Below are 21,104 nucleotides of genomic sequence, written 5' to 3' on the forward strand. Positions count from 1 at the left end.
CGCCGGGATCAGTACGCGGACGTGTTGTCGACGTGGAAGTGGTAGAGACTGCGGGCGGATCCGTAGCGGGTGAAGTCGGCCGGGTCGGCGTCGAGACCTGCGGCCGTCAGCAGTTCGCGTAGTTCGTCCAGGTGCTCCGGCCGCATGTCCTTCTTGACGCAGTCCGCGCCGAGCGAGGCGACGGTGCCCCGCACGTAGATACGCGCCTCGTACAGCGAATCACCGAGCGCCTCACCGGCATTGCCGAGAACGACGAGGCGTCCGGCCTGGCCCATGAAAGCGCTCATGTGTCCGATGTCGCCGCCGACCACGATGTCGACGCCCTTCATCGAGATACCGCAGCGGGCTGCGGCGTTGCCCTCGATCACCAGCAGTCCGCCGTGCGCGGTGGCGCCCGCGGACTGCGAGGCGTCACCGGTGACCCGGACGGTGCCCGACATCATGTTCTCGGCGACGCCGACGCCGACGTTGCCCTCGACGGTGACCGACGCGTGCTTGTTCATGCCTGCGGTGTAGTAGCCGGTGTGGCCCTCGATGGTGACGTCGACGGGGCGGTCGAGGCCGCAGGCGAGTGCGTGGGCGCCCTGCGGGTTGACCGCCCGCACGGTGGCGGGAGACTCGGTCGCGTGCAGCGCGGCGTTGAGCTCACGCGTCGAGATCTCCGCCAGGTCGTAGGTGGTGGTGACGGTGGGGGTGTCGGTCAGTGTCACGGTCGGCTCCGGAAGGTCAGGGGTGGTCGGGTCAGCTACACGGGACGCAGAGCGCCGGCGCCATCGAGCGCAGGACGTCAGCGGTTCCAGACGTAGACGCGGTCCGGTTCGGGTTCGAACAGGTGCGCGTCCGCGATGCCAGGGAGGTGGGCCAGGGCGCGGAACTCCGACGCCATCGCGACGTAGGCGTCGGTTTCGGCGACGATCGCGGGCTTGCAGGCGATCGGGTCCCGCACGACGGCAAAGGAATCGGCGGTGGAGACCAGCAGGGTGTAGAAGCCGTCGAACCGCTCGCCGAGCAGGCGGAGCGCCTTCTCGAGGTCCGCTCCCTCGGCGAGGTGCTTGGCGACGAAGCGGGCACCGACCTCGGTGTCGTTCTCGCTGTCGAACTGCACGCCTTCGGCCTCGAGTTCGCGCTTGACGGAGAGGTGGTTCGAGAACGAGCCGTTGTGCACCAGGCACTGGTCGGGTCCGACGGCGAACGGGTGCGAACCGGCGGCAGTGACCGCGGATTCCGTGGCCATGCGGGTGTGCCCGACTCCCTGCCAGCCGGAGGCTGCGGGCAGGCCGAATCCGCGGGCCAGGTCCAGCGGATCGCCCATGCCCTTGAGGACGGTGACCTCCTCGCCGAGGCCGATGACGGTCGCACCGGGGTCGACGGACCGGATGACCGCGGTCAGTTCGTGTGCCGGAACGGGGGCGTGCAGCACGGTCGTCGGCGGGAGGTCGATGGCTGCCACGTCCACTCCGAGGACGGCGCCTGCGGCGGCCGCCAGGCCGGTGTCGGCACCGAGCACGGACACCGACGCGTGGCCGGCGGGGGAGAAGATGGGGTCGCCGTAGATCGCCATACCCGCGGAATCCGGTCCGCGGTCGACCATTTCACCGAGCATTCCGGTCAAGAGTTCACCCAGTCGAGGGTGGAGGGAGGGCTCACGCAGGTGGAGCCCGACGATGCCGCACATGGCAGTCTCCTAGTTGTGTTGGACGCAGTGGGGGTCGGTTTTCGGGGGCCTAGAAGGCGGTGAGGTAGGTGTCGACCTCCCACGGCGTCACCGTGTTGTGCCACGAGAAGAACTCCTCGCGCTTGAGGCCGGCGAAGTAGTCGGCGACGCCGGGACCCGCGGCGTCGAGTGCCCCGCAGACGACGGGATCGGCAGCGAGTGCGTCCATCGCGTGCAGCAGCGTCATCGGCAGCGTGTCCGGGCCCGATCCCGCTCCGGGCTCGCCCGGGTCGAGGTCGCGGTCGATGCCGTCGAGTCCGGCCCCGATCGCAGCGGCCGCGGCGAGGTACGGGTTCGCGGAGCCGTCGCCGCCGCGCAGTTCGACTCGGTTGTGGTCCGGCACGCGCAGGTAATGGGTGCGATCGTTGCCGCCGTAGGTGGCGTAGCGGGGTGACCAGGTGGCGCCGCTGCTCGTCGCGGTGGCACCGGTTCGCTTGTAGGAGTTGACGGTCGGCGCGATCACGCCCTGCAACGCGCAGGCGTGTTCGAGGATCCCCGCGATGAACGAGTAGGCGGTCTTCGACAGACCGAGGCCGCGCGGGTCGGAGGCGTCCGGGAACGCGGATTCGCCGTCCCTCCACAGGGACAGGTGCATGTGGAGGCCGCTGCCGGTGCGGTCGGCGAACGGCTTCGGCATGAACGTGGCGGTCATGCCGCGCTCCTCGGCGAGTACCGAGATCAAGTAGCGCAGCGTCACGACGCGGTCGGCGGTGGTCAGGGCGTCCGCGTAGTTGAAGTTCTGCTCGAACTGACCGTTGCCGTCCTCGTGGTCGTTGGCGTAGTTGCCCCAGCCGAGGGAGTTCATCGCCGCGGAGATGGACGTCAGGTGCTCGTACATGCGGGTGACGTCGCGGGCGTCGTAGCAGGGCTGCCGAGAGGTGTCGAGAGCGTCGGCGGTGCGCAGTCCGCCCGTGTCGTCCTTGTTGACGAGGAAGTACTCGATCTCGGCGCCGATGTTGACGTCGAGGCCCTTCTCGGCCGCTTTGGCCAGCATGTTCTTGAGGATGACGCGGGGCGCGAACGGCCAGGGCCTGCCCTCGACGTGCGGGTCGCAGTGCACGAGCGCGAGGCCGGGCCGGACGAACGGGATCGGGGTGAAGGAGGACGGGTCGGGAACGGCGACGAGGTCGGGGTCCTTCGGCTCCTGGCCCATCGCGCCCGCCGCGTAGCCGGCGAAGCCGACGCCGTCGGTGGCCAGCTCGTCGACGGCCTCGACGGGAACCAGCTTCGCACAGGGCTTGCCGGCCAGGTTGACGAAGATCGCCAGGATGAAGCGGGTACCGGTGGCGTGGGCGAGGCCGGCGAGGTCGGTGGGTGCCGTGTGGGACGACGAGGGTAGACGCGTCACGTTCAGGTCGGTGGTGTCGAGCGTCATCAGGGCTCCTGGTCTCGGCTGCGAGTCGTTCTGCATGTCGTTTCACTGTGTGAATCGCTGTCGAATACCAGGAAACATAACATCCATGACGGGCGTGTTACGGATGCGTCAGGTTGTCGTGACGAGCCCTCGGGTGGCCGGGTTGTCGAATTCGGTTGAGCGAGAGAGGAATCGGTTACACGAGTTAACCGCCGCGCAATTGCCGGGAGGGTTTCCTCTCAGTAGCGTCTGTTTCACGCCAGCGATTCGGCGCTTTCCTCCACCCCCGCCGGCCCTCACCCGGCCCCATCGCCAGGAGCAGTCATGGCAGACGTCACCACCACCGTTCGCGCCAGCAGCGACACCACGGCGGTTCCCGCCAGCAGCGACACCACGGCGATTCCCGCCTTCCGGGTCACCTCCGGCTTCTGGAAGTCCCTCCCGCAGATGCCGGTGGCCGAGTTCCCCGGCACCGAGGGCTACATCGACGACGTCTACCCGAACCCCGAGGGCTCGGAGATGGCCGCCGGCTACTTCAAGCTCGACCCCACCGACGCGCCCCTCGACTACACCTACGAGTACGACGAGATGAAGGTCGTCCTCGACGGCGAGTTCCGCCTCGAGAACCTCGACACCGGGCAGGTCGAGACCGCGGGGCCGCGCGACGCGATCTTCTTCCCGAAGGGCTCCCGAATCCGGTTCACCACTCCGGCCGGAGCGCTTGCGTTCTACGTCGGCCAGCGCAGCTTCGCGCCGTAGGGGTCCGGCCATGACCGTCTGTATGGGCACGACCACCGTCGGACGGTGGCACGCCGAGCGGACCGCCGTCGCCGACGGCGGCCGCACGGTCACCGTCCTCTCGTTCGGCGCCGCGGCCGGACGCCGCGCACAGGAACTCGTCGGCAGTTTCGCCGGCACCCGCGTGGACTGGCTCCGGCTGCCGCCGGACTGGACGCAGATCGCGTCCGACGTCCTCGATCGCAGGCTCGCCGCCGCCCGGGTCGGGTGGCGGCTGGTCCTCGTCGGCGCCGAGGCGCCGGTGCTCGCTGCCCAGGCGAGAGCGCAGGGCGCGGGCCTGCTCGATGCGGAGATCCTCGCCGAGGTCGTCGACGACGGAGGCCCCGATGCCGACATCCGCAGCGTCCACTGCGCGCACTGCGCCACCGTCCACCTCGCGGCGGTGCCCGTCGGCGGACTCACGCGTTGCCCCGAGTGCGCCGCCGATCTGATCGTGTACCACCATCTCTCGCGCCGAACCGGCGCCTACCTCGGCTACATGCACGATGCGGAGGAATGCCCGTGACCCTGACATCCGACCTGCCGGTCCGCGGTGACGCCGCTACACGCCCCGTCGTCGTCGACGCCGTCGACACCCCGGTGGACGGCGTCCGCCACGCGAGATTCACCGACCCCGGCGGCGCACCCCTGCCGTCCTTCACCCCGGGTAGCCACATCGTGGTGTCGTGCGGAATCGCCGCCGACGGACGGCCCCGACGCAACTCGTACTCGCTGACCGGACCCGAATTCGAGCCCGACGCCTACGAGATCTCCGTCCGCCTGAACCCCACCGGGCGCGGCGGATCACGATGGATCCACGACCTCGCCGTCGGGGACGTCGTCGAGATCAGCCGTCCCCGAAGCACATTCGCCCCCGTTCTCACGGCCCGTCATCACCTGCTCGTCGCGGGCGGTATCGGCGTCACGCCGATCCTGTCGCATGTCCGGGCGGCCGTGGCCTGGGGTCGGTCGTTCGAGGTGCACTACACCTTCCGGCCCGGCGACGGTCCGCACCTGGACGAGCTTCGCGAGCTGTGCGGCGACCGGTTGCACTGCTACCACACGCCGGACGAGTTCTGGGGTGCACTCGGACCCGCGCTGTCCGACAGCCCACTCGGAACCCACCTGTACGCATGTGGTCCTGGTGTCCTCATCGACGATCTCGTCGCGCGAGCGGGTGCGGCCGGCTGGCCCGGTGCTCGAATCCACTACGAACACTTCGGTGTCGGCGACCTCGACGCGGGCGAACCGTTCACGCTACGACTGCGGCGCAGCGGCATCGACGTCCCAGTACCAGCCGGGGTCAGCGCGCTCGACGCGCTGGAACAGCAGGGTGTCCCGGTCCCGAACCTGTGCCGCCAGGGCGTCTGCGGCGAGTGCCGCACTGCAGTCGTCGGTGGTACGCCCCTGCACCGCGACCTCTATCTGACCGACAGGGAGAAGGAGTGCGGCGGCCACTTCATGCCCTGCGTCTCTCGCGCCGACGGCAACCGAATCGAGGTCGACCTGTGACAGCCTTTGCCCTGCCCGCCCGCGTGGCCCGATTCCCGTTCCCCTTCCCGCACGAGACCTACCGCTACAGCACCAACGTCGAGCCGGCAGGTACGCGGGCCGTCACCGCCGCGGGAAGCTGGGGCGAGGATCCCGTTGACGTCGACGAGTTCTACCTGGGCGATCTGGCGGAGCGTGACCGCATTCTCGGCGCCGATCCGGATCGCTTCCAGGCGCTGCCGCACATGGAGGCCGCGCAGTGGGAAACGATGACGACGCTCATGCGGATGCTTGCCGACGCCCACCCCGACCGGTTCTCCCTGGCTCGGGACGGCGACCGATGGCATTGGCGCAATGGTGAACTCGGATGGGATCAGTCCTTCGTCGTCGGGGTCGCCGACAGTCTGCCCGAGCCGCCACTGCGGTACATCGGAAGGCAGGTCCAGGAGGACGTCGTCCTGCTCGACCAGCGTGAGGGCGCGCTGTGGGGTGACGCAGGTCTGGTCACCTTCGCTGCCGACTGGTCGTTGCGGTTCGATGTCGGGATGAGCTTCCTGCAGATCCACGGACCCGTTCCCCGCGTCCACGAGGAGGGCGTCATTCCGCGGGCGCAACAGTTCCTGATGGGACTGCAAGCGGGACAACGGTACCGGCGCACCAACTGGACGCTGACCGTCGACCGCAGGCTCGACACCGCCACCGAGACCTACCCTGACTGGGGTCGCGACCGGCGTCTGCTCGGGGAAGGCCCGTTGGCCGACGTCGGACGACGCCTGCACCTGCGAGTCGAGGTACAGCACCTCATCCGCCTGGGCGCGTCCAATGCCATCCTGTTCCTCATTCGCACCCACCTGCTGCCGTTCGAGGACGTCGCGTTGGTTCCCGAATGGGCGCAGCGACTTCACGACATCCTCGTCGAACTGCCCGACGACATGGCCGACTACAAGGGCATCGCCCGCACCCGAGGACCCGGAATCGACTGGCTCCGTGCCCATACGGGGGTGAACGCATGAGCATCGGATTCGACCACCTATAGGTCGCAGGCCATCCCACCGGGCAGTGCCTACAGCGCGCTGCCCGCGCGCCACTGGTCCCAGGGCAGGCTCCAGTCTCCGTTCTGCCACACCTCCAGCGGTGCGCCGCCGGTGTTGCGGACCTCGACGACGTCTCCCGGCTGCGAGAAGCCGAAGAACCACTGCGCGTTCTCGGGATTGAGGTTGAGGCAGCCGTGTGAGGTGTTGGTGTTGCCCTGCGCCCACACGCTCGACGCCAGCTCGTGCAGGTAGATGCCGTCCGAGCTGATCCGCGTTGCCCAGTTGATCGTCTCCTTGTATCCGAGCCGCGAATTGATCGGCAGCCCATACGTCGACGAGTCCATGATCACCGGGTTCGCCTTGTCCATCACCGTGTAGACCCCGGGTTGCGTCCAGAACGACAGCGTCGTGTCGCCGATCGTCTCCGTGCCACCCATGCCCATCGACGTCGGCATCTCCCGAACCACCTGGCCGTTCTCGTAGACGGTCACCATCTTGGTGTTGTCGTCGGCGATCGAGACGTGGGAGTCGCCGATCCGGAAGGACACCGCCTCGTCCTGCTCGCCGTACAGGCCGTTGCCGAGATCGGTGCCGTAGATCTTCGCGTCGACCGACACCGTCGTGCCGGGCGCGTAGTACTGCTGTGGGCGCCAGTGCGCGTTCTGGTCGTCGACCCAGAACCACGAGCCCTGGACCGGTGGATTCGTCGTCACCGCCATCGCCTTCTCCGCGGCGGCACGGTCCCCGATCGGCTCGTCGAAGTGCCCGACGACGACCAGTCCGACGCCGTAGGTGCCGCCGTCGACGAGGGACTGTCCACCGGTGGTGTTCAGGTACAGGCGGGTCTGGTTGTTCGGGGTCACGGTGGTGAACGTGGCGTCCCGAGACGTTGCGACGCCGCGACCGTCGACCGCCTGCGCGGCCAGGTCGTACGTCTTCCCGTAGCCGAGAGGCTCGCCCGGCTTCCACGACGTCTCGTCCGGCGTGGTGATGCCCTCGATCACCTTGCCCTCCGGGTTGGTGAGCGTGACCGATGTCAGTGACCCGTCCGCCACGTCGACGGTGATCGGGCTGAGCGGGTCCACCGGCGCCGTGAGGTCGGCGGGGGTGAAGGTGATCGTCGCGTCGGAGTCCTGCGAGCCCGACGCGGCCGGACCGGACGAGTCGGAGCCGCCCGAGCATCCGGCCACCAGCACGACCGCTGCGACTGCAGCCGCGAGGGCGATGGACATTCGACGAAGATTCGGCACGAGACGCCTCCCAGGTTCGAACTGTCCGACCAGCCTATAGACGGACCGGGAACAGGTGTTTTCCGCTGGTGGGCGGGCTCGCGACCGTTGCGTTCGGACACGGGGGAGTGATGGAGGTCACCGTGGGGCCTCGGAGCTTCGGGTTGACAGCCGCTCGGCAAGGCTGCCATTCTCGCTGCAGGTTATGAGTGCCAGCGCTTAGCCCCGGCTTGCTGGCCGGCAACCCTCCACCGCGGTGGGGTGCCCCGGGTGACGACCTGGCCGTGAATCCAACACCGGACACGGCAAGCGCGGACTCGATGCACAACCACCTCACGCACGGGTCCCTGAGTTCAAGGGATGACGCCATGACCGCAGTTCTGGAATCCACCGCCTGTGCCGACCTCTCGGTCAATGAAAATGCGTGCGACACTGCCGCTTTCGCTCCCGTGTGCGGATCCGACCTCGTCGCCCCGCTCGCCGACGGAACCTCCGCCACGTACGCGAACTTCGATTACGCGGCCAGCGCTCCCGCACTGACCGCGGTCGCGGAAGCCGTGCAGAACCTGCTGCCCTTCTACGCCAGCGTTCATCGCGGCGCGGGCTTCGCATCGCAGGTGTGCACCGAGCGGTACGAGGGTGCGCGCGGCGTTGTCGCGAACTTCGTCGGAGCCCGTGAGGACGACGTCGTCGTGTTCACCCGCAACACCACCGACGCCCTCAACCTGCTGGCCTCCTGCGTGCCTGGCGACACCGTCGTCCTCGACATCGAGCACCACGCAAACCTGTTGCCCTGGAACCGGAATGGCGCCCGGGTCGTGCGGTCCGCCGATACGGTCGAGGAGACCATCCAGCGGATCGTCGCCGAGCTCTGCACGCGTCCCGCCGCGCTGCTCGCCGTCACCGGGGCGTCGAACGTCACCGGTGAGGTCCTGCCGATCGCCCGCCTCGCCCGCATCGCACACGAGTGTGGTGCGCGCATCGTCGTCGACGGCGCCCAGCTGCTGCCGCATCGTCGCGTCGACATCGCCGAACTCGGCGTCGACTACCTCGTCTTCTCCGGGCACAAGCTCTACGCACCGTTCGGTGCCGGCGCCCTCGTCGGCCGCGCAGACTGGCTCGACGCCGCCGAGCCGTACCTTTCGGGCGGCGGCGCCACCAAGAACGTCGACCTCGACGACGTCCAGTGGGCCACCGCACCGCAGCGGCACGAGGCGGGCACCCCGAACGTTCTCGGTGCCGTCGCCATCGCCGCTGCATGCGAGGCGCTCGCCGGATTCGACGCCGACGAGGCCGAGCTCCACGAGCGGATTCTGTGCGACCGGCTCACGGTCGGACTCTCCGACATCGACGGCGTCGAGATCCTTCGGATCTGGCCCGACTCGCCGGACGCGGTCGGCATCGTCACCTTCACCGTTGCGGGCGCACAGCCCCGCGAGGTCGCGACGTTCCTGTCCGACGGGTACGGCATCGGTGTGCGCGACGGCCGCTTCTGCGCCCACCCGCTGCTCGCACGTCTCGGGCACGTCGAGGGGGCCGTTCGTGCCAGCCTCGGACTCGGCAGCAGCAGTGGCGACGTCGACCGGTTGGTCTCCGCCATCGCGGATTTCGTTCGTGAGCGCGCGACGACCTCCGCAGCGGGACGCTAGTATCGGGCGCATGACTTCGGAAGCGGCAGAGACGATCGGCGGCCAGTGGTGCCGCAGGCATGTCGATCTGTGCCGCACCGCGTCGGGCATCTGTCCGGTCTGAGTATCACCTCGACCGCCCCGATCATCCCCGTCACATTCCGAGGACAGTCATGTCTGCTTCCTTCTCGAACCCGTCGTCCAGGCCGCTGCACGTGGCCGTCGAACTCTCCGGTGCCGGTCGTCACCCGGCTGCCGCCGCCCACACCGACTTCCGAATTCCACTCGGCCTCAGCGACTACTGGGTCGAACTGACGTCGTCGACCCTCGACCTCGCGGGCGACCCCGACTCCGTTGTCAGGATTCGCGCGCACGACCTGGGGGAAGCGCAGCGTCGGCGCGACGTCGCCCGAGCCCGCGCCGAACGCGACGGCCGCGATCCCGATTCCGTTGCCGTTCTGCTCGACGTCGAGGTGCTCCTCGCCGACGACCATCGCGGAGCCCGACGCGAACTTGCCCGGCTCGACGCGGGACTGCGTGAACCTCGTGTGCCGGAATCGATCTCGTACGTCGGCACTGCGTCCGGGCTGGTGGGTCTGCTCGCGGACATCCGGGCCGCGGGTGTCGCGGACGGCGTCACCCTGCTCCCGCTCGTTCTGCCGCAGGTGCTCGACAGGGTCGTCGACGACGTCCTACCGGTGCTGCACGAGCAGGGGGTGACCCGGCCGTCGACGGTCCTGGGCGAGATCCTCGGCCGGTTCGGCCTCACCACGCGCGCCCTCGCCTCCTGACCTCCGCTTCGACCCCTCGGGGTGAGGGGAGCCCTGCCCGGTCCGACCGCCTTCGGGTTCCCCTGACACCGAGGGGTGGGGTGCTCAGTCGACGTCGATGGGCAGGCCCGCGGTGATGCGGACCAACTCGCGGAAGGTCGTTCGGAACACCGCGTCGGGGTGGCCGGCGGCCGCCCACAGTTCCGGAAACGCCTCGAGCGAGGCGTCGACGTAGGTGGACAGGTTCGTCGGATGACCGACCGGGGCAACCCCGCCGATCGGTTGCCCGGTCACCTCGCGCACGAGCGACGCGGGTGCTCGCGCCAACGTCCCCTCGAGACGTTTACCGGTGCGCTCGGTGTCCACCTGATGTGCTCCGGAGACGAGCAGCACGACGGGCTCGTCGTCGAGCAGGAACACCAGCGACTTCGTGATCGCGCCGATGTCGACGCCGAGGATCGCGGCCGCCTCCGCCGCGGTGTGGGTCGGCTGGTCCAGCGTGACCACCACCCCGTGGTGGCCCCGCGCGATCAGCGTCCTCGCGACGTTCGCCGCGTCCGGATGCAGTGTCCTCGCCATGACCCACCTTAGGACGTGAGAGGCACCGCTCGCTCGGCGAAACGTTCGTCAAGCGGAACGTGTCCGCCGAGATCGGACGGCGGTGAATCCGAACACGGCCGCGAGGCCGGCGACTGCGTACACGACCAGTGTCACGACCGGCTGCCCGAGCCCGGTTCCGTGGAAGTACACGATGCTCCGCACACCCTCCGTCCCGGCTCCCGGCGTGATCCACCGGCCGATCGCGGCGTAGAACGAGGGCAGCACATTCGACCCGAATGCGCCTCCTGCGCTGGGATTTCCGAGCACGACGAAGATCAGGATCGCCAGCGGAACGGCGAGGATGCCGATCGCCGCCCGCAGACCCATCGTGAACATGCCGGTCGCGAACACCACTGCCGCGCCCAGCAGGGACAGGGGCAGCAGATGCCCGGTGAACGTGCCGAGGATGTTGGTGGCGATGAGCGCGCCGAGGAATCCCGACACCACCGCGTACGCGGCCATGAGCGCGGTGTGCACACCAGCTTCGCGCAGCGTCCTCGGTGCCCCGATGAGCAGGCCGATCGCGGCTGCCAGCAGGTATCCGCCGACCACCCAGCCGATCGACAGGTAGAACCCGGACAGGCCACGGTTGTCGTGCGCCCCGACGGGTACCTCGTCGCGGACGACGAACTCCCTCCCCATGTCCGCTGTCGCGGAGGTGAAGATGCCCTCGAGCGCGGTCGCTGCGGAACTGCCTGCTCCGCTCGCGACGATCAGGGTGTCGGGGCCGGATGACGCGATGACGTATCCGCCCATGACCTCCCGCGCGCCGATCAGGGTGCGTGTCTCGTAGGTGCCGGCGGCGAGCCGCGCCTGGACCGGATGCCCGTCGATCGCGTTGAGGCGGTCGACGACCTGCTGGCCGGTGCCCGCCGGCAGTGCGGAGTCCGCGACCACGGTGATCGGGATGTCCCGCGGGGTCGGCTGATGGAAGGCGGCGACGTAGCTGGTGATGAAGCCGATCTGCAGCAGCAGGACGCCGATCGCGACGGCGACCAGGATCTGTCGCTGGCTGTACCTGTCGGTGGGGCTGGTGGATCGGTGCGCCACCGTGTCCTCCCGAATCGCGCTCGTCTCGCGCGCGTTCGCGTCGACTGTCGTGCTCATGTACGCCCCTGCCTTGTCGATACCTGAAGTATTGAATACCGTAGGTATCGAAAATTGGAGTCGTCAAGCCGGAAAATGGACATCGTGGAAACTGAGTCGAGCGCGACACCGGACCAACTGCCGCGGATTGCGCCACACGGCGAGCCGATCGCCCGCCCGTCGCGCAACGAGGTGCGACGGCGGATCCTGGGTGCCGCGGCCGAGGAATTTGCCGTTCGAGGCTTCGCGGCCGCCAAGCTCACCGAGATCGCGCGGCGTGCGGGCTTCACCAAGGGGGCCGTCTACTCGAACTTCGAGTCCAAGCAGGACCTCTTCGCGGAACTGTTCGCCGAGCGCTCACTCGAACTCGCGGGCCGGGTCCTCGCGGAGATCGCGGACCTCGACATCGCCGATGCCGTCGGCCGCGGCGGCGAGACGATCAGCACCTGGCTCGTCGGGGAACCCGGATGGGCGTTGCTCGTCCTCGAATTCGGAGTCCAGGCCGCACGCGAACCGGCCATTGCCGAGGCGTACCTGCGGGAGCGGCGATCGCTGCGGAGCCAGCTCGAGGACCTCATCGCCGGACGAGCCGACGCGTGGGGCATCGCGGACCGTGTCGACGCCCACGTCCTCGCGATCACGATCATGGCGCTGATCTCGGGGCTCATGCTCGAACACGCCGTCGACCCCGAACAGGTCGATCAGCAGGCGGTGCAGTCCGCCGTCGCGGGAGTGTTCGCCGGCGCCTTCGCGCGGCCCTGACCTGCGAATATCCTCAGTAGTAGTTGTCGTAGCCGCCCTCGGGCCCGAGCATGCGCCGGATCCTTGTCCGGTTGACCTTCGCCAGTTCGCCGAGCATCGTCTTGCGCTCGATGTCGGGGGAGTGGGACATGCGCAGGTCGAGGTCGCCGAGCAGATCGACGGCGTCACGTCCGGATGCGCACCACAGGTACGGGTATCCGAACTGGCGTAGGTAGCGGTCGCATGCGGCGACGACGGCGAGCATCGTCTCCTCGTCGGGCGCCCAGACCGCGCACTGTTCGAGCGACGAGGCGGTCGTGCGAACCCGGTGCGCAATGCCCCGGTGTGAATGCAGAGCGGTGTCGACGGCCTCCGGGGAGAGCTCGAAGAGTTCGGAGTCCGCCCTGGTCAGAAGGGCGTCGTGGGTGGCGTAGGGGCGGCCGGACGCGAGTGCGCCTGCCCAGATCACCGAGGAGCAGCATTCGAACAGGGCATGGGTCGCCCGGCGCTCGGACAGGGTGTTGAACCCGTCGAGTCCGATTCCCTGGTGCATCAGCATGTGGCCTCCCTGCGATGCGGCCGCCCGTCACATCGGATCGGCGGTGGTCCCTTCATCCTGAGCGGTGGTCGCCGGTCGATCCAGCGGAAATCGATGAAGTTTTCCCAGGCTTAACGGGCGCCCGGCGCGAAGGTTACTCTTGAGTAATGACTCAACATTCCTGGAAGGCCTTCACGGTCGACATCAAGGACAACGTTGCTCAGGTGACGCTGATCGGTCCCGGTAAGGGCAACGCCATGGGCCCCGACTTCTGGGACGAGCTGGTGCCGCTGTTCGCCGAACTCGACGCCGACCCCGAGGTTCGCGCCGTCGTCCTCGCCGGCGAGGGCAAGCACTTCTCCTTCGGTCTGGACCTCCAGGCGATGGCACCCGCCATGGCACCGGTGCTCGCCGACAAGGCGCAGGCCGCGCCGCGCACCGACTTCCACGGCGTCATCCGGAAGATGCAGAACGCCATCACCGCCGTCGCCGACTGCCGCAAGCCGGTTGTCGCGGCCGTCCAGGGCTGGTGCATCGGCGGCGCCGTCGACCTCATCACCGCCGCCGACATCCGCTACGCCAGCGCCGACGCGAAGTTCAGCGTCCGAGAGGTCAAGGTCGCGATGGTCGCCGACGTCGGAACCCTCGCTCGACTGCCCCGGATCATCGGCGACGGTCACCTGCGTGAACTCGCCCTCACCGGCAAGGACATCGACGCCGCCCGCGCCGAGAAGATCGGTCTGGTCAACGACGTGTACGCCGATGCCGAGGCCACCCTCGCCGCTGCGCACGAGACCGCCGCCGCGATCGCCGCCAACCCGCCGCTCGTGGTGCAGGGCGTCAAGCAGGTCCTCGACCACACGCGCAAGCCCGCCGTCGACGACAGCCTCCGCTACGTCGCCGCGTGGAACTCCGCCTTCCTGCCCTCCGAGGACCTCGGCGAGGCCATCGCCGCCGTGTTCCAGAAGCGGGCACCGGAGTTCAAGGGCCGCTAGAAGCGAGGGTCAGCCGAGAGGCTTCGGGTGACCGGCCGAACATCCCCAGCGTGCGGGCGTGCTGGTGGATGCGTCGGCTGGTTGCCCGAGTGACGGGGAACACCACATACTTGCCGTCAGCACACAGTTGGTGAGGCCCCGAGGAGTGACAGTGACAACCCCGCCCGACCGCGAGATCGAGCCGACGTCGGACGACGTCGACTCGCTCGCAGACCGCATCGGCAACCACCTCGTCCGACTGCAACGGGTTCGGGACCGGACCATCGCGCACGCGAAGGCCACCGACGGGATCGACCCCGCGGCGTACGCCTGCCTGTTCCGGCTGATCCACGACGGACCGATGCGGTCGGGCGCGCTCGCAGAGGTCATGTACTCCGATCCGTCGACCGTCAGCAGGCAGGTCACCCAGCTGGTCGAGCGCGGCCACGTGGAGCGCCAGCCCGACCCGACGGACGGTCGCGCCAGCGTCCTAGCGGTCACCGAGAGCGGAAGGGCAGCGGCCACACGAATCCGCGCGCTCCGCAACGAGAAGCTGGGCCAGGTCGTCGCGGAGTGGTCCATCGACGACCTCAACGAGTTCACGCGCCTGCTCGACCGCTTCGTAGAGGACTACGAACGAATGCGGCCGATCTTCGACCGGGCGCGGGACGCGCGATGACCCTGGCGGAAGCCGCAGACCAGAACGCACCAGAACGCACCGAGAGCCACCCGACAGGGGACGAGGCTCCGGCGTCCGAGGGCGTTTTCACGCATCGGCAGATCCTGGTCGTTCTGTCCGGGCTGATGCTCGGCACGTTCCTCGCCTCGCTCGACGAGATGATCGTCGCCACCGCGATCCGCACCATCGCCGACGACCTCGACGGCTATGCCATGCAGGCCTGGGTGACGACCGCATACCTGGTCACCGCAACGCTGGCCACCCCGCTGTACGGCAAGCTCTCCGACATGTACGGCCGAAAGCCGTTCTACCTGGCGGCGGTCACGATCTTCGTGGCCGGATCGCTGCTGTGCACCCTCGCACAGTCGATGTACATGCTCGCCGCGTTCCGGGCGATCCAGGGACTCGGTGCGGGAGGACTGCTGGCGCTGGGCCTGGCGATCCTCGGTGACATCGTCGCGCCGGCGGATCGGGCCAAGTACCAGGGCTATTTCCTCGCCGTGTTCGGTTCGTCCGCCGTACTCGGACCGGTGCTCGGCGGAGTGCTCGCCGGGCAGGACGTCATCGCGGGGATCACAGGCTGGCGCTGGGTGTTCCTGGTCAACGTCCCGATCGGTGCGTTCACCCTGGCCGTGGTGTGGAAGGTGCTGAACCTGCCGAAGACGCGCCGATCGGGGGTCCGGATCGACTGGTGGGGTACCGCGGCGCTGGTGGTCGGCCTCGTCCCGCTGCTGGTCGTGGCCGAACAGGGACGCATCTGGGGTTGGGGGAGCAGCCGATCGATCGCCTGCTACGTCGTCGGCGCGGTCGGCGTGTGCGTGTTCGTTCTCGTCGAGCGGCGTATGCGGGACGCGGCCGTGATCCCGTTGCGGATGTTCCGCAACTCCACCTACGCGCTGGGCGTCGTCATCTCGATCGTCGTCGGCGCCGCGATGTTCGGCGCCATCGCCCTGCTCCCGCAGTACCTTCAGGTGGTCCAGGGGTCGAGTCCGACCCTCGCCGGCTTCCAGATGCTCCCGATGATGCTGGGTACGGCGACAGGCTCGATCCTCTCCGGGCAACTGATCGCCAGGACCGGCAGCTACCGGATCTACCCACTGATCGGCGCCGCGACGCTCACCGTCGGGGCGTTCCTGCTGCACTACGTCACCGCCGACAGTCCACTCGCTCTCGTGATGGCGGGCATGGCGATCATCGGGTTCGGTCTCGGCAACCTGATGCAGCCGCTGACCCTCGCCATCCAGAATTCGTTGCCGCCGCAGGACATGGGGGTGTCCACCGCATCGGCCACCTTCTTCCGGCAGATCGGCGGCACCCTCGGCGTCGCGGTCTTCCTGTCCATCCTGTTCGCACAGCTGACGCCGAACATCACCGGTGCGTTGCACTCCGCCGCCGCCGATCCGGCGTTCCGTCAGACCGTCATCGACAGCCTGCACAGTGACAACCCCACCGACGCCGCGCTCGCCGCCGGCCTCGTGAGCGGTGACACCTCCGCCGCTGCCGAGGTACTGGACGACAGTTCGGTGATCCAGCAGCTCAGCCCTGTGTTGTCGAAGCCGTTCAAGGTCGGCTTCGCCGAGTCCATGTCGGCGGTGTTCCTCGGCGTGACCGTCATGTCGCTGATCGGTCTGGTGCTGGTGGCCTTCTGGAAGGAGGTGCCGCTGCGCACCGGCGGTGGTCTCGCCGCCGCAGCAGCAGAACGCGACAGGCGCGACTGAACGAGCCGGGCGTGGCGTGCCGTTCGTGCGGCACTCAGGTGGGAGGATCGGCGCGAGCGGGACTCCAACCGGACGAGGCTCGGGAGTGCACATGACGTCAACGGACACGCTTCGGTCAAGAAGATGCCGCCGCCGAACACCCTGTACACCCGCGACACCACGCGCTGGCTCTACAGCGGCGTCACACTCAATCCCCTGTACTGGCCTGCGCGGCACGACGAGACCCTGCTGATGCATGCGATCTACCGATTCCATCCCGACTTCACCGATGCCACCGTGTGGTGGGGTGGTGCCGAGAAGGACTGGGGATTGGCGACTTTCGAAGGTGGCGACGTGATGCCGGTCGGCAACGGCGCGGTACTCAGGCATCCACACCTTTTCGCTGCGGCCCGGTGACAAGGTGCCCGAGGTGACCGAGGAGACCAAGCCGTTCGTTGACGTGGTTGCGGAGGCGCTGAACTTCGACAAGCTCCGTGTGGTGCCGACCGGAGGCGGCTACTACGCCAACGAACGGCAGCAATGGGACAGCGGCAACAACCTCGTCGCGGTCGAACCGGGTGTGGTGTTCGCGTACGACCGCAACACCCACACCAACTCGGCGCTGCGCAAGGAGGGGGTCGAGGTGATCACGATCGTCGGAGCCGAACTCGGCCGCGGACGTGGCGGCGGACATTGCATGACCTGTCCGATCGTCCGCGACCCCGTCGACTTCTGACGTCCGCCTCAGAGGCGGCGCATCACCGAGACGACGCGACCGAGGATCGCGGCCTCGTCACCGTCGATGACCGGGTATGCGTCGTTGCGCGGTTCGAGGGTGACGTGCCCACCGCGGCGGCGCAGCACCTTGACGGTGGCTTCGCCGTCGATCATCGCCGCCACGATCTGTCCCGAATGCGCCTCCTGCTGCTGGCGCACCACGACGATGTCGCCGTCGCAGATGGCGGCATCCACCATCGAGTCGCCGCGCACCCGCAGGCCGAACACCGTGCCGGAGCCGACCAGGTCGCGCGGCAGGGACAGCACGTCGTCGGTGTGCTGCTCGGCGAGGATCGGGGTTCCGGCCGCGATGTCGCCGACAACGGGGACCTCCACCGACGCGTCCGAGGCGGAGCGTGCCGTAGTGCCCTGCAGGAAGGGGCGCACGTCGATCGGTCGCGACACCGCGGGGCTGCGTCCGAGGAAGCCCTTGTCCTCCAACGACTTCAGATGCTTCGACACCGTCGACGTCGACTGCAGGCCGACTTCGTCCGCAATCTGCCGGGTGCTCGGCGAATATCCGTGCGCGACAACCCAGTCCCGGATCGTGGCGAGGATGCGCTGCTGGCGTTCGGGCAGCGCGCTGGGGTCGAGGCCGCCGAAGGGGTCGAGGTCGTCGTATCCGGTCACGTCGCGAATCGTAGTGGCGACCACCGACATACCCCGAAACGACAAGTGCGGCATTCCTCCGGTTTCCGGGGGGAATGCCGCACTTCTCGGATGAACTCAGTGGCCGCCGTTGGCCTTCAGGCGCTCGAACGCCTCCGCGATGACCTTCTCGGCCTCCTCGCGTCCGACCCAGTCGGCGCCGGTGACGTGCTTGTTCGGCTCGAGGTCCTTGTAGTGGACGAAGAAGTGCTTGATGGCATCCAGCTCGAACTGCGAGACGTCCGAGATGTCCTGGACGTGATCCCAGCGCGGGTCGCCTGCAGGCACGCACAGCACCTTGTCGTCGCCGCCTGCCTCGTCGACCATCTTGAACATGCCCACGGGGCGGGCCTCGACGATCACGCCCGGGTACACGGACTCGGGCAGCAGCACCATCGCGTCCAGCGGATCGCCGTCCTCGCCGAGGGTGTCCTCGATGTAGCCGTAGTCGGCGGGGTAGCCGAACGACGTGTACAGGTAGCGGTCGAGCTTGACGCGTCCGGTGACGTGGTCGACCTCGTACTTGTTGCGCTGACCCTTGGGGATCTCGATGGTGACGTCGAACGACACGCGTCTTCCTCGCTTTGTCTCGGTGAATGGTGCGACGAACAGGGTAACCGGTCAGGGATAATGGCGGACAAAGTACGACATGCAGCGTCCGGAGCCACGCGCCCGGACCATCAGATCATCGGAGGGATGTTGGGCAACGCAGGGGCGAAGGACCGCAAGATCGGGTCCCTGGCCGCACGACGGCGCACACGGGTCCGGCTCCTGCTCGGGGTGGCCGCTGTCGGCGTCCTCGCCGCGCTCGCCGCGGTCGTCGTGATCCAACAGCCCGGATTCGGGGCCGACGCGACGACCGCCACCACGGTCGCGGCGCCACCACCGGTCACCGCGCAACCGCAGGTGGCGCCCGTCTCCGACGGCGCACCGACGCCGACACCCGAAGCGCTGGCAGCCGCGCTGGCGCCCGTCGTCGGCAACCCGGACCTCGGCGCATTCACCGGAGTCGTGTCCGACGCGGTCACCGGGAAGGTCCTGTGGAGCCAGGGGCCCGACATCCCGATGATCCCGGCGTCGACCGCGAAGGTGCTCACCGCCGCGGCCGCGCTCCTCACGCTGCCACCCGAACACCGCGTCGCGACCCGAGTGGTGCAGGGCACCGAGCCCGGCCAGATCGTGCTGGTCGGCGGCGGCGACCCCACCCTGACAGCGCAACCGGCCGGTCAGCCCGGCTACTACCCCGGCGCTCCACGGCTCGACGACCTCGTCGCCCAGATTCGCGGCACCGGCACCGCCGTGACGTCCGTCGTCGTCGACAGCAGTGCCTACGTCGGTCAGGCGATGGCCCGCGGCTGGATGCCGACGGACATCGCCGCCGGCTACATCGCACCGATCGAGCCCGTGATGCTCGACGGTGCCCGCCGCGAAGCGCTCGTCGACGAGTCGTCCCGCAGCGCGACCCCCGCGCTCGACGCGGGCCACGCGCTCGCCGCCGCCCTCGGAGTCGCACCCGAACGGGTCACCGCGGGTGTCGCGCCGTCGGGCGCCGCACCCCTCGCCTCCGTCGAATCCGCGCCGCTGCGGAACCGTATCGGCCAGATGATGGAGCACTCCGACAACGTGCTCGCCGAGACGATCGGCAGGGAGATCGCGGCAAAGGTCGGTGCCGAGCCGTCCTTCGCGGGCGCGACCGCGGCGATCGTGCAGGTCCTGGGCGACGCCGGGTTCGACGTCAGCGGCGTCGCGCTGTACGACGCGAGCGGGCTGTCCGTCGACGACCGCATCCCCGCCCGCCTGCTCGACGAGATCCTCACCGCTGCGACCGGCGACAGCATGCCCGAACTGCGTCCGATGCTCGACGACTTGCCGGTCGCGGGCGCGACCGGAACCCTCTCCGCGCGCTACGGAACCGGTGCCGGAGCCGGCTGGGTGCGCGCGAAGACCGGGACGTTGTCGCAGGCCAGCGCGCTCGTCGGATACGTCACCGATGTCGGCGACCGCGTCCTCGCGTTCGCGCTGATGTCCAACGACCGGTCGCCGGACGTGAGTCGTCCCGCTCTCGACGCCATCGCATCGACCCTACGGTCCTGTGGGTGCACTTAACGCTTCCCATGCCTGAAGGCAGGAGATTCCACGCTCAGACCGCAACCCGACCAACTCCTGGAGGGAGGTGATCAGATTGACTGACATCGTCAACACGTGTGTGGCCGCGCTCTGCCACAGCCAGGACCACCCCGGCAGCGTTCCGATCCCGACCCTCTACATGACCACAGGACCAGCATCGGAAGACTCGTTCACCGAGCCCGAGGCGCTGCTTGGCTCTCGCGAAACACCTCGAACACGTCATGCTCGTGTACGTGGGCCGCACCAACACCACCTTCCGGCCGGCCCGCACGCCCCGTTCGATCAACTCTCGCTTCGCGCCGCCGATCGCAGCATCGGCGGCCTTGCGCGCCATCGTCGACTTTGCCAGGAATCTCGGCGTGAAATCCTCCACCGCGATCAACTCGTGACTGTCGACGACGCGTTTCGCCCACACCCGCGAATCGTGTGCGGTCTGTCGGGCCGCTTGCTTCTGCAGCCTCGCGGCCTGACGCTTCGCCCGCCCGTAGCCCTTGGATTGCGGGCCCCGCTTTCCGGTGTGGCGGCGGGCCATTGTCCGCTGCGCCTTCGCCAACTCCGCCGCACACCGCTTCCGGTGGCCGAGATACGCCAGGTCGAAGGCGGCGTCGGTGGTGGTGGCCGTGGTCGTCACACCCCAGTCGATGCCGATCCCACCCGTCGCATCCGGGACAGGTGGAACCTCGCGTCGGACGACGAACGAGGCGTACCAGTGGCCGAGCGAATCCCGGGTGATCTGGACACTCGACGGCTCCGACGGCAACTCCCGCGACCACACCACGGGAACGGAAACGCCTTTCGGCAGAATCAGCCGACCGTCGTGGATCCGGAATCCACGACGCGTGAACTCCAACGTCAGAGGTGCCTTCTTGCGGGCTTTGAATGTCGGCCGGCCACGACCCTTCAGCGTGAACGACTGATCAAGCGCCCGCGCATGCGTGCGCAGCATCTGCTGCTGCGCGACTTGCGATCCCTCCCGAAGCCAGGCGTTACGCGCCCTCGCCTTCGTCAGCATCTTCGACAGGGTTCCGAGTGTCGGCCGTGTGCCCGACTTCTGTTGGTGGACGGCCTCGTTCCACAGGAATCGGCACCGATCCCACTCCGCGACCAGGGCATGCTCCGCCTGAGCGCCGGGCCGGAGCCGGAACGTGTACCGAACGACCTCTTCCCCCATGCACGGCAACGTATCGGAGACCCCCGACAGACAGGAGGATGGCGCTTTCACTCTCCCGTGAACGAGGGA

Annotated in this window: 22 protein-coding genes, 1 pseudogene and 1 riboswitch; of the genes and pseudogenes, 13 read left to right on the top strand and 10 right to left on the bottom strand. The window is 68.5% G+C overall.

Going from position 1 to position 21,104, the window contains the following annotated elements:
* Positions 1-8 precede the first annotated feature (8 nt).
* The 3 genes from RHCRD62_RS04695 to glnT all read right to left on the bottom strand — a co-directional run bounded on the left by RHCRD62_RS04695 (position 9) and on the right by glnT (position 3,089).
* On the bottom strand, positions 9-710 hold the full coding sequence (locus tag RHCRD62_RS04695) for a GltB/FmdC/FwdC-like GXGXG domain-containing protein (RefSeq protein WP_172671005.1): 702 nt from the start codon (positions 708-710) through the stop codon (positions 9-11).
* 77 nt (positions 711-787) lie between these two features.
* Entirely contained in the window at positions 788-1,675 is an 888-nt protein-coding gene (locus RHCRD62_RS04700; RefSeq protein WP_050063545.1) for a class II glutamine amidotransferase domain-containing protein, read from the bottom strand.
* 49 nt (positions 1,676-1,724) lie between these two features.
* The gene (glnT, locus tag RHCRD62_RS04705) at positions 1,725-3,089 is read right to left on the bottom strand and encodes a type III glutamate--ammonia ligase (RefSeq protein WP_050063546.1); all 1,365 of its coding nucleotides are present in this window, start codon (positions 3,087-3,089) and stop codon (positions 1,725-1,727) included.
* 303 nt (positions 3,090-3,392) lie between these two features.
* On the opposite strand from glnT, the gene RHCRD62_RS04710 reads away from it, so the two are divergent.
* The 4 genes from RHCRD62_RS04710 to RHCRD62_RS04725 are packed head-to-tail and all read left to right on the top strand — an operon-like array spanning position 3,393 to position 6,349.
* Positions 3,393-3,827 carry a cupin domain-containing protein gene (locus RHCRD62_RS04710; RefSeq protein ID WP_050063547.1) on the top strand — a complete coding sequence of 145 codons (435 nt, stop codon included), beginning with the start codon at positions 3,393-3,395 and terminating at the stop codon, positions 3,825-3,827.
* Positions 3,828-3,837: 10 nt separating this feature from the next.
* Positions 3,838-4,371, top strand: a complete 534-nt coding sequence (locus RHCRD62_RS04715) for a dimethylamine monooxygenase subunit DmmA family protein (protein WP_253277202.1) — start codon at positions 3,838-3,840, stop codon at positions 4,369-4,371.
* Between the two features lie 2 nt (positions 4,372-4,373).
* Positions 4,374-5,357, top strand: a complete 984-nt coding sequence (locus RHCRD62_RS04720) for a PDR/VanB family oxidoreductase (protein WP_253277206.1) — start codon at positions 4,374-4,376, stop codon at positions 5,355-5,357.
* A complete protein-coding gene (locus tag RHCRD62_RS04725; protein ID WP_050063549.1) occupies positions 5,354-6,349 on the top strand; it encodes a heme-dependent oxidative N-demethylase family protein in 996 nt (331 codons plus the stop codon). The genes RHCRD62_RS04720 and RHCRD62_RS04725 overlap by 4 nt, the downstream gene beginning before the upstream one ends.
* Before the next feature lie 50 nt (positions 6,350-6,399).
* Here RHCRD62_RS04725 and RHCRD62_RS04730 read toward each other — a convergent pair whose 3' ends face one another.
* Positions 6,400-7,602: a L,D-transpeptidase gene (locus RHCRD62_RS04730; RefSeq protein ID WP_050063550.1), complete on the bottom strand. Its 1,203-nt coding sequence runs from the start codon at positions 7,600-7,602 to the stop codon at positions 6,400-6,402.
* A 198-nt stretch (positions 7,603-7,800) separates the two neighbouring features.
* A riboswitch (SAM riboswitch) is annotated at positions 7,801-7,917 on the top strand.
* Between the two features lie 50 nt (positions 7,918-7,967).
* Here RHCRD62_RS04730 and RHCRD62_RS04735 point away from each other — a divergent pair.
* From RHCRD62_RS04735 to RHCRD62_RS04740, 3 genes are read left to right on the top strand one after another with little or no spacing between them, the layout of a single operon-like run.
* Positions 7,968-9,248 carry an aminotransferase class V-fold PLP-dependent enzyme gene (locus RHCRD62_RS04735; RefSeq protein WP_050063551.1) on the top strand — a complete coding sequence of 427 codons (1,281 nt, stop codon included), beginning with the start codon at positions 7,968-7,970 and terminating at the stop codon, positions 9,246-9,248.
* Positions 9,249-9,258: 10 nt separating this feature from the next.
* Positions 9,259-9,351, top strand: coding sequence for a putative leader peptide (locus RHCRD62_RS26705; protein ID WP_349303991.1), 93 nt, complete (start codon positions 9,259-9,261; stop codon positions 9,349-9,351).
* 49 nt (positions 9,352-9,400) lie between these two features.
* The gene (locus RHCRD62_RS04740; protein ID WP_050063552.1) at positions 9,401-10,018 is read left to right on the top strand and encodes a hypothetical protein; all 618 of its coding nucleotides are present in this window, start codon (positions 9,401-9,403) and stop codon (positions 10,016-10,018) included.
* 84 nt (positions 10,019-10,102) lie between these two features.
* Here the strand turns inward: RHCRD62_RS04740 and RHCRD62_RS04745 are convergent, their stop codons facing one another.
* Both RHCRD62_RS04745 and RHCRD62_RS04750 read right to left on the bottom strand, forming a co-directional pair.
* Positions 10,103-10,576: a YbaK/EbsC family protein gene (locus RHCRD62_RS04745; RefSeq protein WP_050063553.1), complete on the bottom strand. Its 474-nt coding sequence runs from the start codon at positions 10,574-10,576 to the stop codon at positions 10,103-10,105.
* Between the two features lie 48 nt (positions 10,577-10,624).
* Positions 10,625-11,704, bottom strand: coding sequence for a hypothetical protein (locus RHCRD62_RS04750; protein WP_172671006.1), 1,080 nt, complete (start codon positions 11,702-11,704; stop codon positions 10,625-10,627).
* A gap of 171 nt (positions 11,705-11,875) precedes the next feature.
* On the opposite strand from RHCRD62_RS04750, the gene RHCRD62_RS04755 reads away from it, so the two are divergent.
* Complete coding sequence (locus RHCRD62_RS04755) at positions 11,876-12,445, top strand: TetR/AcrR family transcriptional regulator (RefSeq protein ID WP_050063690.1); 570 nt, start codon at positions 11,876-11,878, stop codon at positions 12,443-12,445.
* A 13-nt stretch (positions 12,446-12,458) separates the two neighbouring features.
* Here RHCRD62_RS04755 and RHCRD62_RS04760 read toward each other — a convergent pair whose 3' ends face one another.
* The gene (locus RHCRD62_RS04760; RefSeq protein ID WP_050063554.1) at positions 12,459-12,983 is read right to left on the bottom strand and encodes a 2-oxo-4-hydroxy-4-carboxy-5-ureidoimidazoline decarboxylase; all 525 of its coding nucleotides are present in this window, start codon (positions 12,981-12,983) and stop codon (positions 12,459-12,461) included.
* Positions 12,984-13,129: 146 nt separating this feature from the next.
* On the opposite strand from RHCRD62_RS04760, the gene RHCRD62_RS04765 reads away from it, so the two are divergent.
* The 4 genes and pseudogenes from RHCRD62_RS04765 to RHCRD62_RS25355 all read left to right on the top strand — a co-directional run.
* Positions 13,130-13,957: a crotonase/enoyl-CoA hydratase family protein gene (locus tag RHCRD62_RS04765; RefSeq protein ID WP_050063555.1), complete on the top strand. Its 828-nt coding sequence runs from the start codon at positions 13,130-13,132 to the stop codon at positions 13,955-13,957.
* A 151-nt stretch (positions 13,958-14,108) separates the two neighbouring features.
* A complete protein-coding gene (locus RHCRD62_RS04770; protein WP_050063556.1) occupies positions 14,109-14,615 on the top strand; it encodes a MarR family winged helix-turn-helix transcriptional regulator in 507 nt (168 codons plus the stop codon).
* Positions 14,612-16,333, top strand: coding sequence for an MDR family MFS transporter (locus tag RHCRD62_RS04775; protein ID WP_084734088.1), 1,722 nt, complete (start codon positions 14,612-14,614; stop codon positions 16,331-16,333). The genes RHCRD62_RS04770 and RHCRD62_RS04775 overlap by 4 nt, the downstream gene beginning before the upstream one ends.
* Positions 16,334-16,438: 105 nt before the next feature.
* A pseudogene (locus RHCRD62_RS25355) lies at positions 16,439-17,048 on the top strand (arginine deiminase family protein); the annotation flags it as partial.
* A gap of 8 nt (positions 17,049-17,056) precedes the next feature.
* On the opposite strand, the gene lexA reads toward RHCRD62_RS25355, so the two are convergent.
* Positions 17,057-17,773, bottom strand: a complete 717-nt coding sequence (gene lexA, locus RHCRD62_RS04790; protein WP_249353253.1) for a transcriptional repressor LexA — start codon at positions 17,771-17,773, stop codon at positions 17,057-17,059.
* Positions 17,774-17,815: 42 nt separating this feature from the next.
* Positions 17,816-18,307, bottom strand: a complete 492-nt coding sequence (locus RHCRD62_RS04795; RefSeq protein ID WP_050063559.1) for an inorganic diphosphatase — start codon at positions 18,305-18,307, stop codon at positions 17,816-17,818.
* Between the two features lie 126 nt (positions 18,308-18,433).
* On the opposite strand from RHCRD62_RS04795, the gene dacB reads away from it, so the two are divergent.
* Positions 18,434-19,843 carry a D-alanyl-D-alanine carboxypeptidase/D-alanyl-D-alanine endopeptidase gene (gene dacB, locus RHCRD62_RS04800; RefSeq protein WP_050063560.1) on the top strand — a complete coding sequence of 470 codons (1,410 nt, stop codon included), beginning with the start codon at positions 18,434-18,436 and terminating at the stop codon, positions 19,841-19,843.
* 34 nt (positions 19,844-19,877) lie between these two features.
* Here dacB and RHCRD62_RS04805 read toward each other — a convergent pair whose 3' ends face one another.
* Positions 19,878-21,035, bottom strand: a complete 1,158-nt coding sequence (locus RHCRD62_RS04805) for an RNA-guided endonuclease InsQ/TnpB family protein (RefSeq protein ID WP_050063561.1) — start codon at positions 21,033-21,035, stop codon at positions 19,878-19,880.
* Positions 21,036-21,104 lie beyond the last annotated feature (69 nt).

The sequence above is a fragment of the Rhodococcus sp. RD6.2 genome (assembly GCF_001040705.1).
Taxonomy (GTDB): Bacteria; Actinomycetota; Actinomycetes; order Mycobacteriales; family Mycobacteriaceae; genus Rhodococcus_G.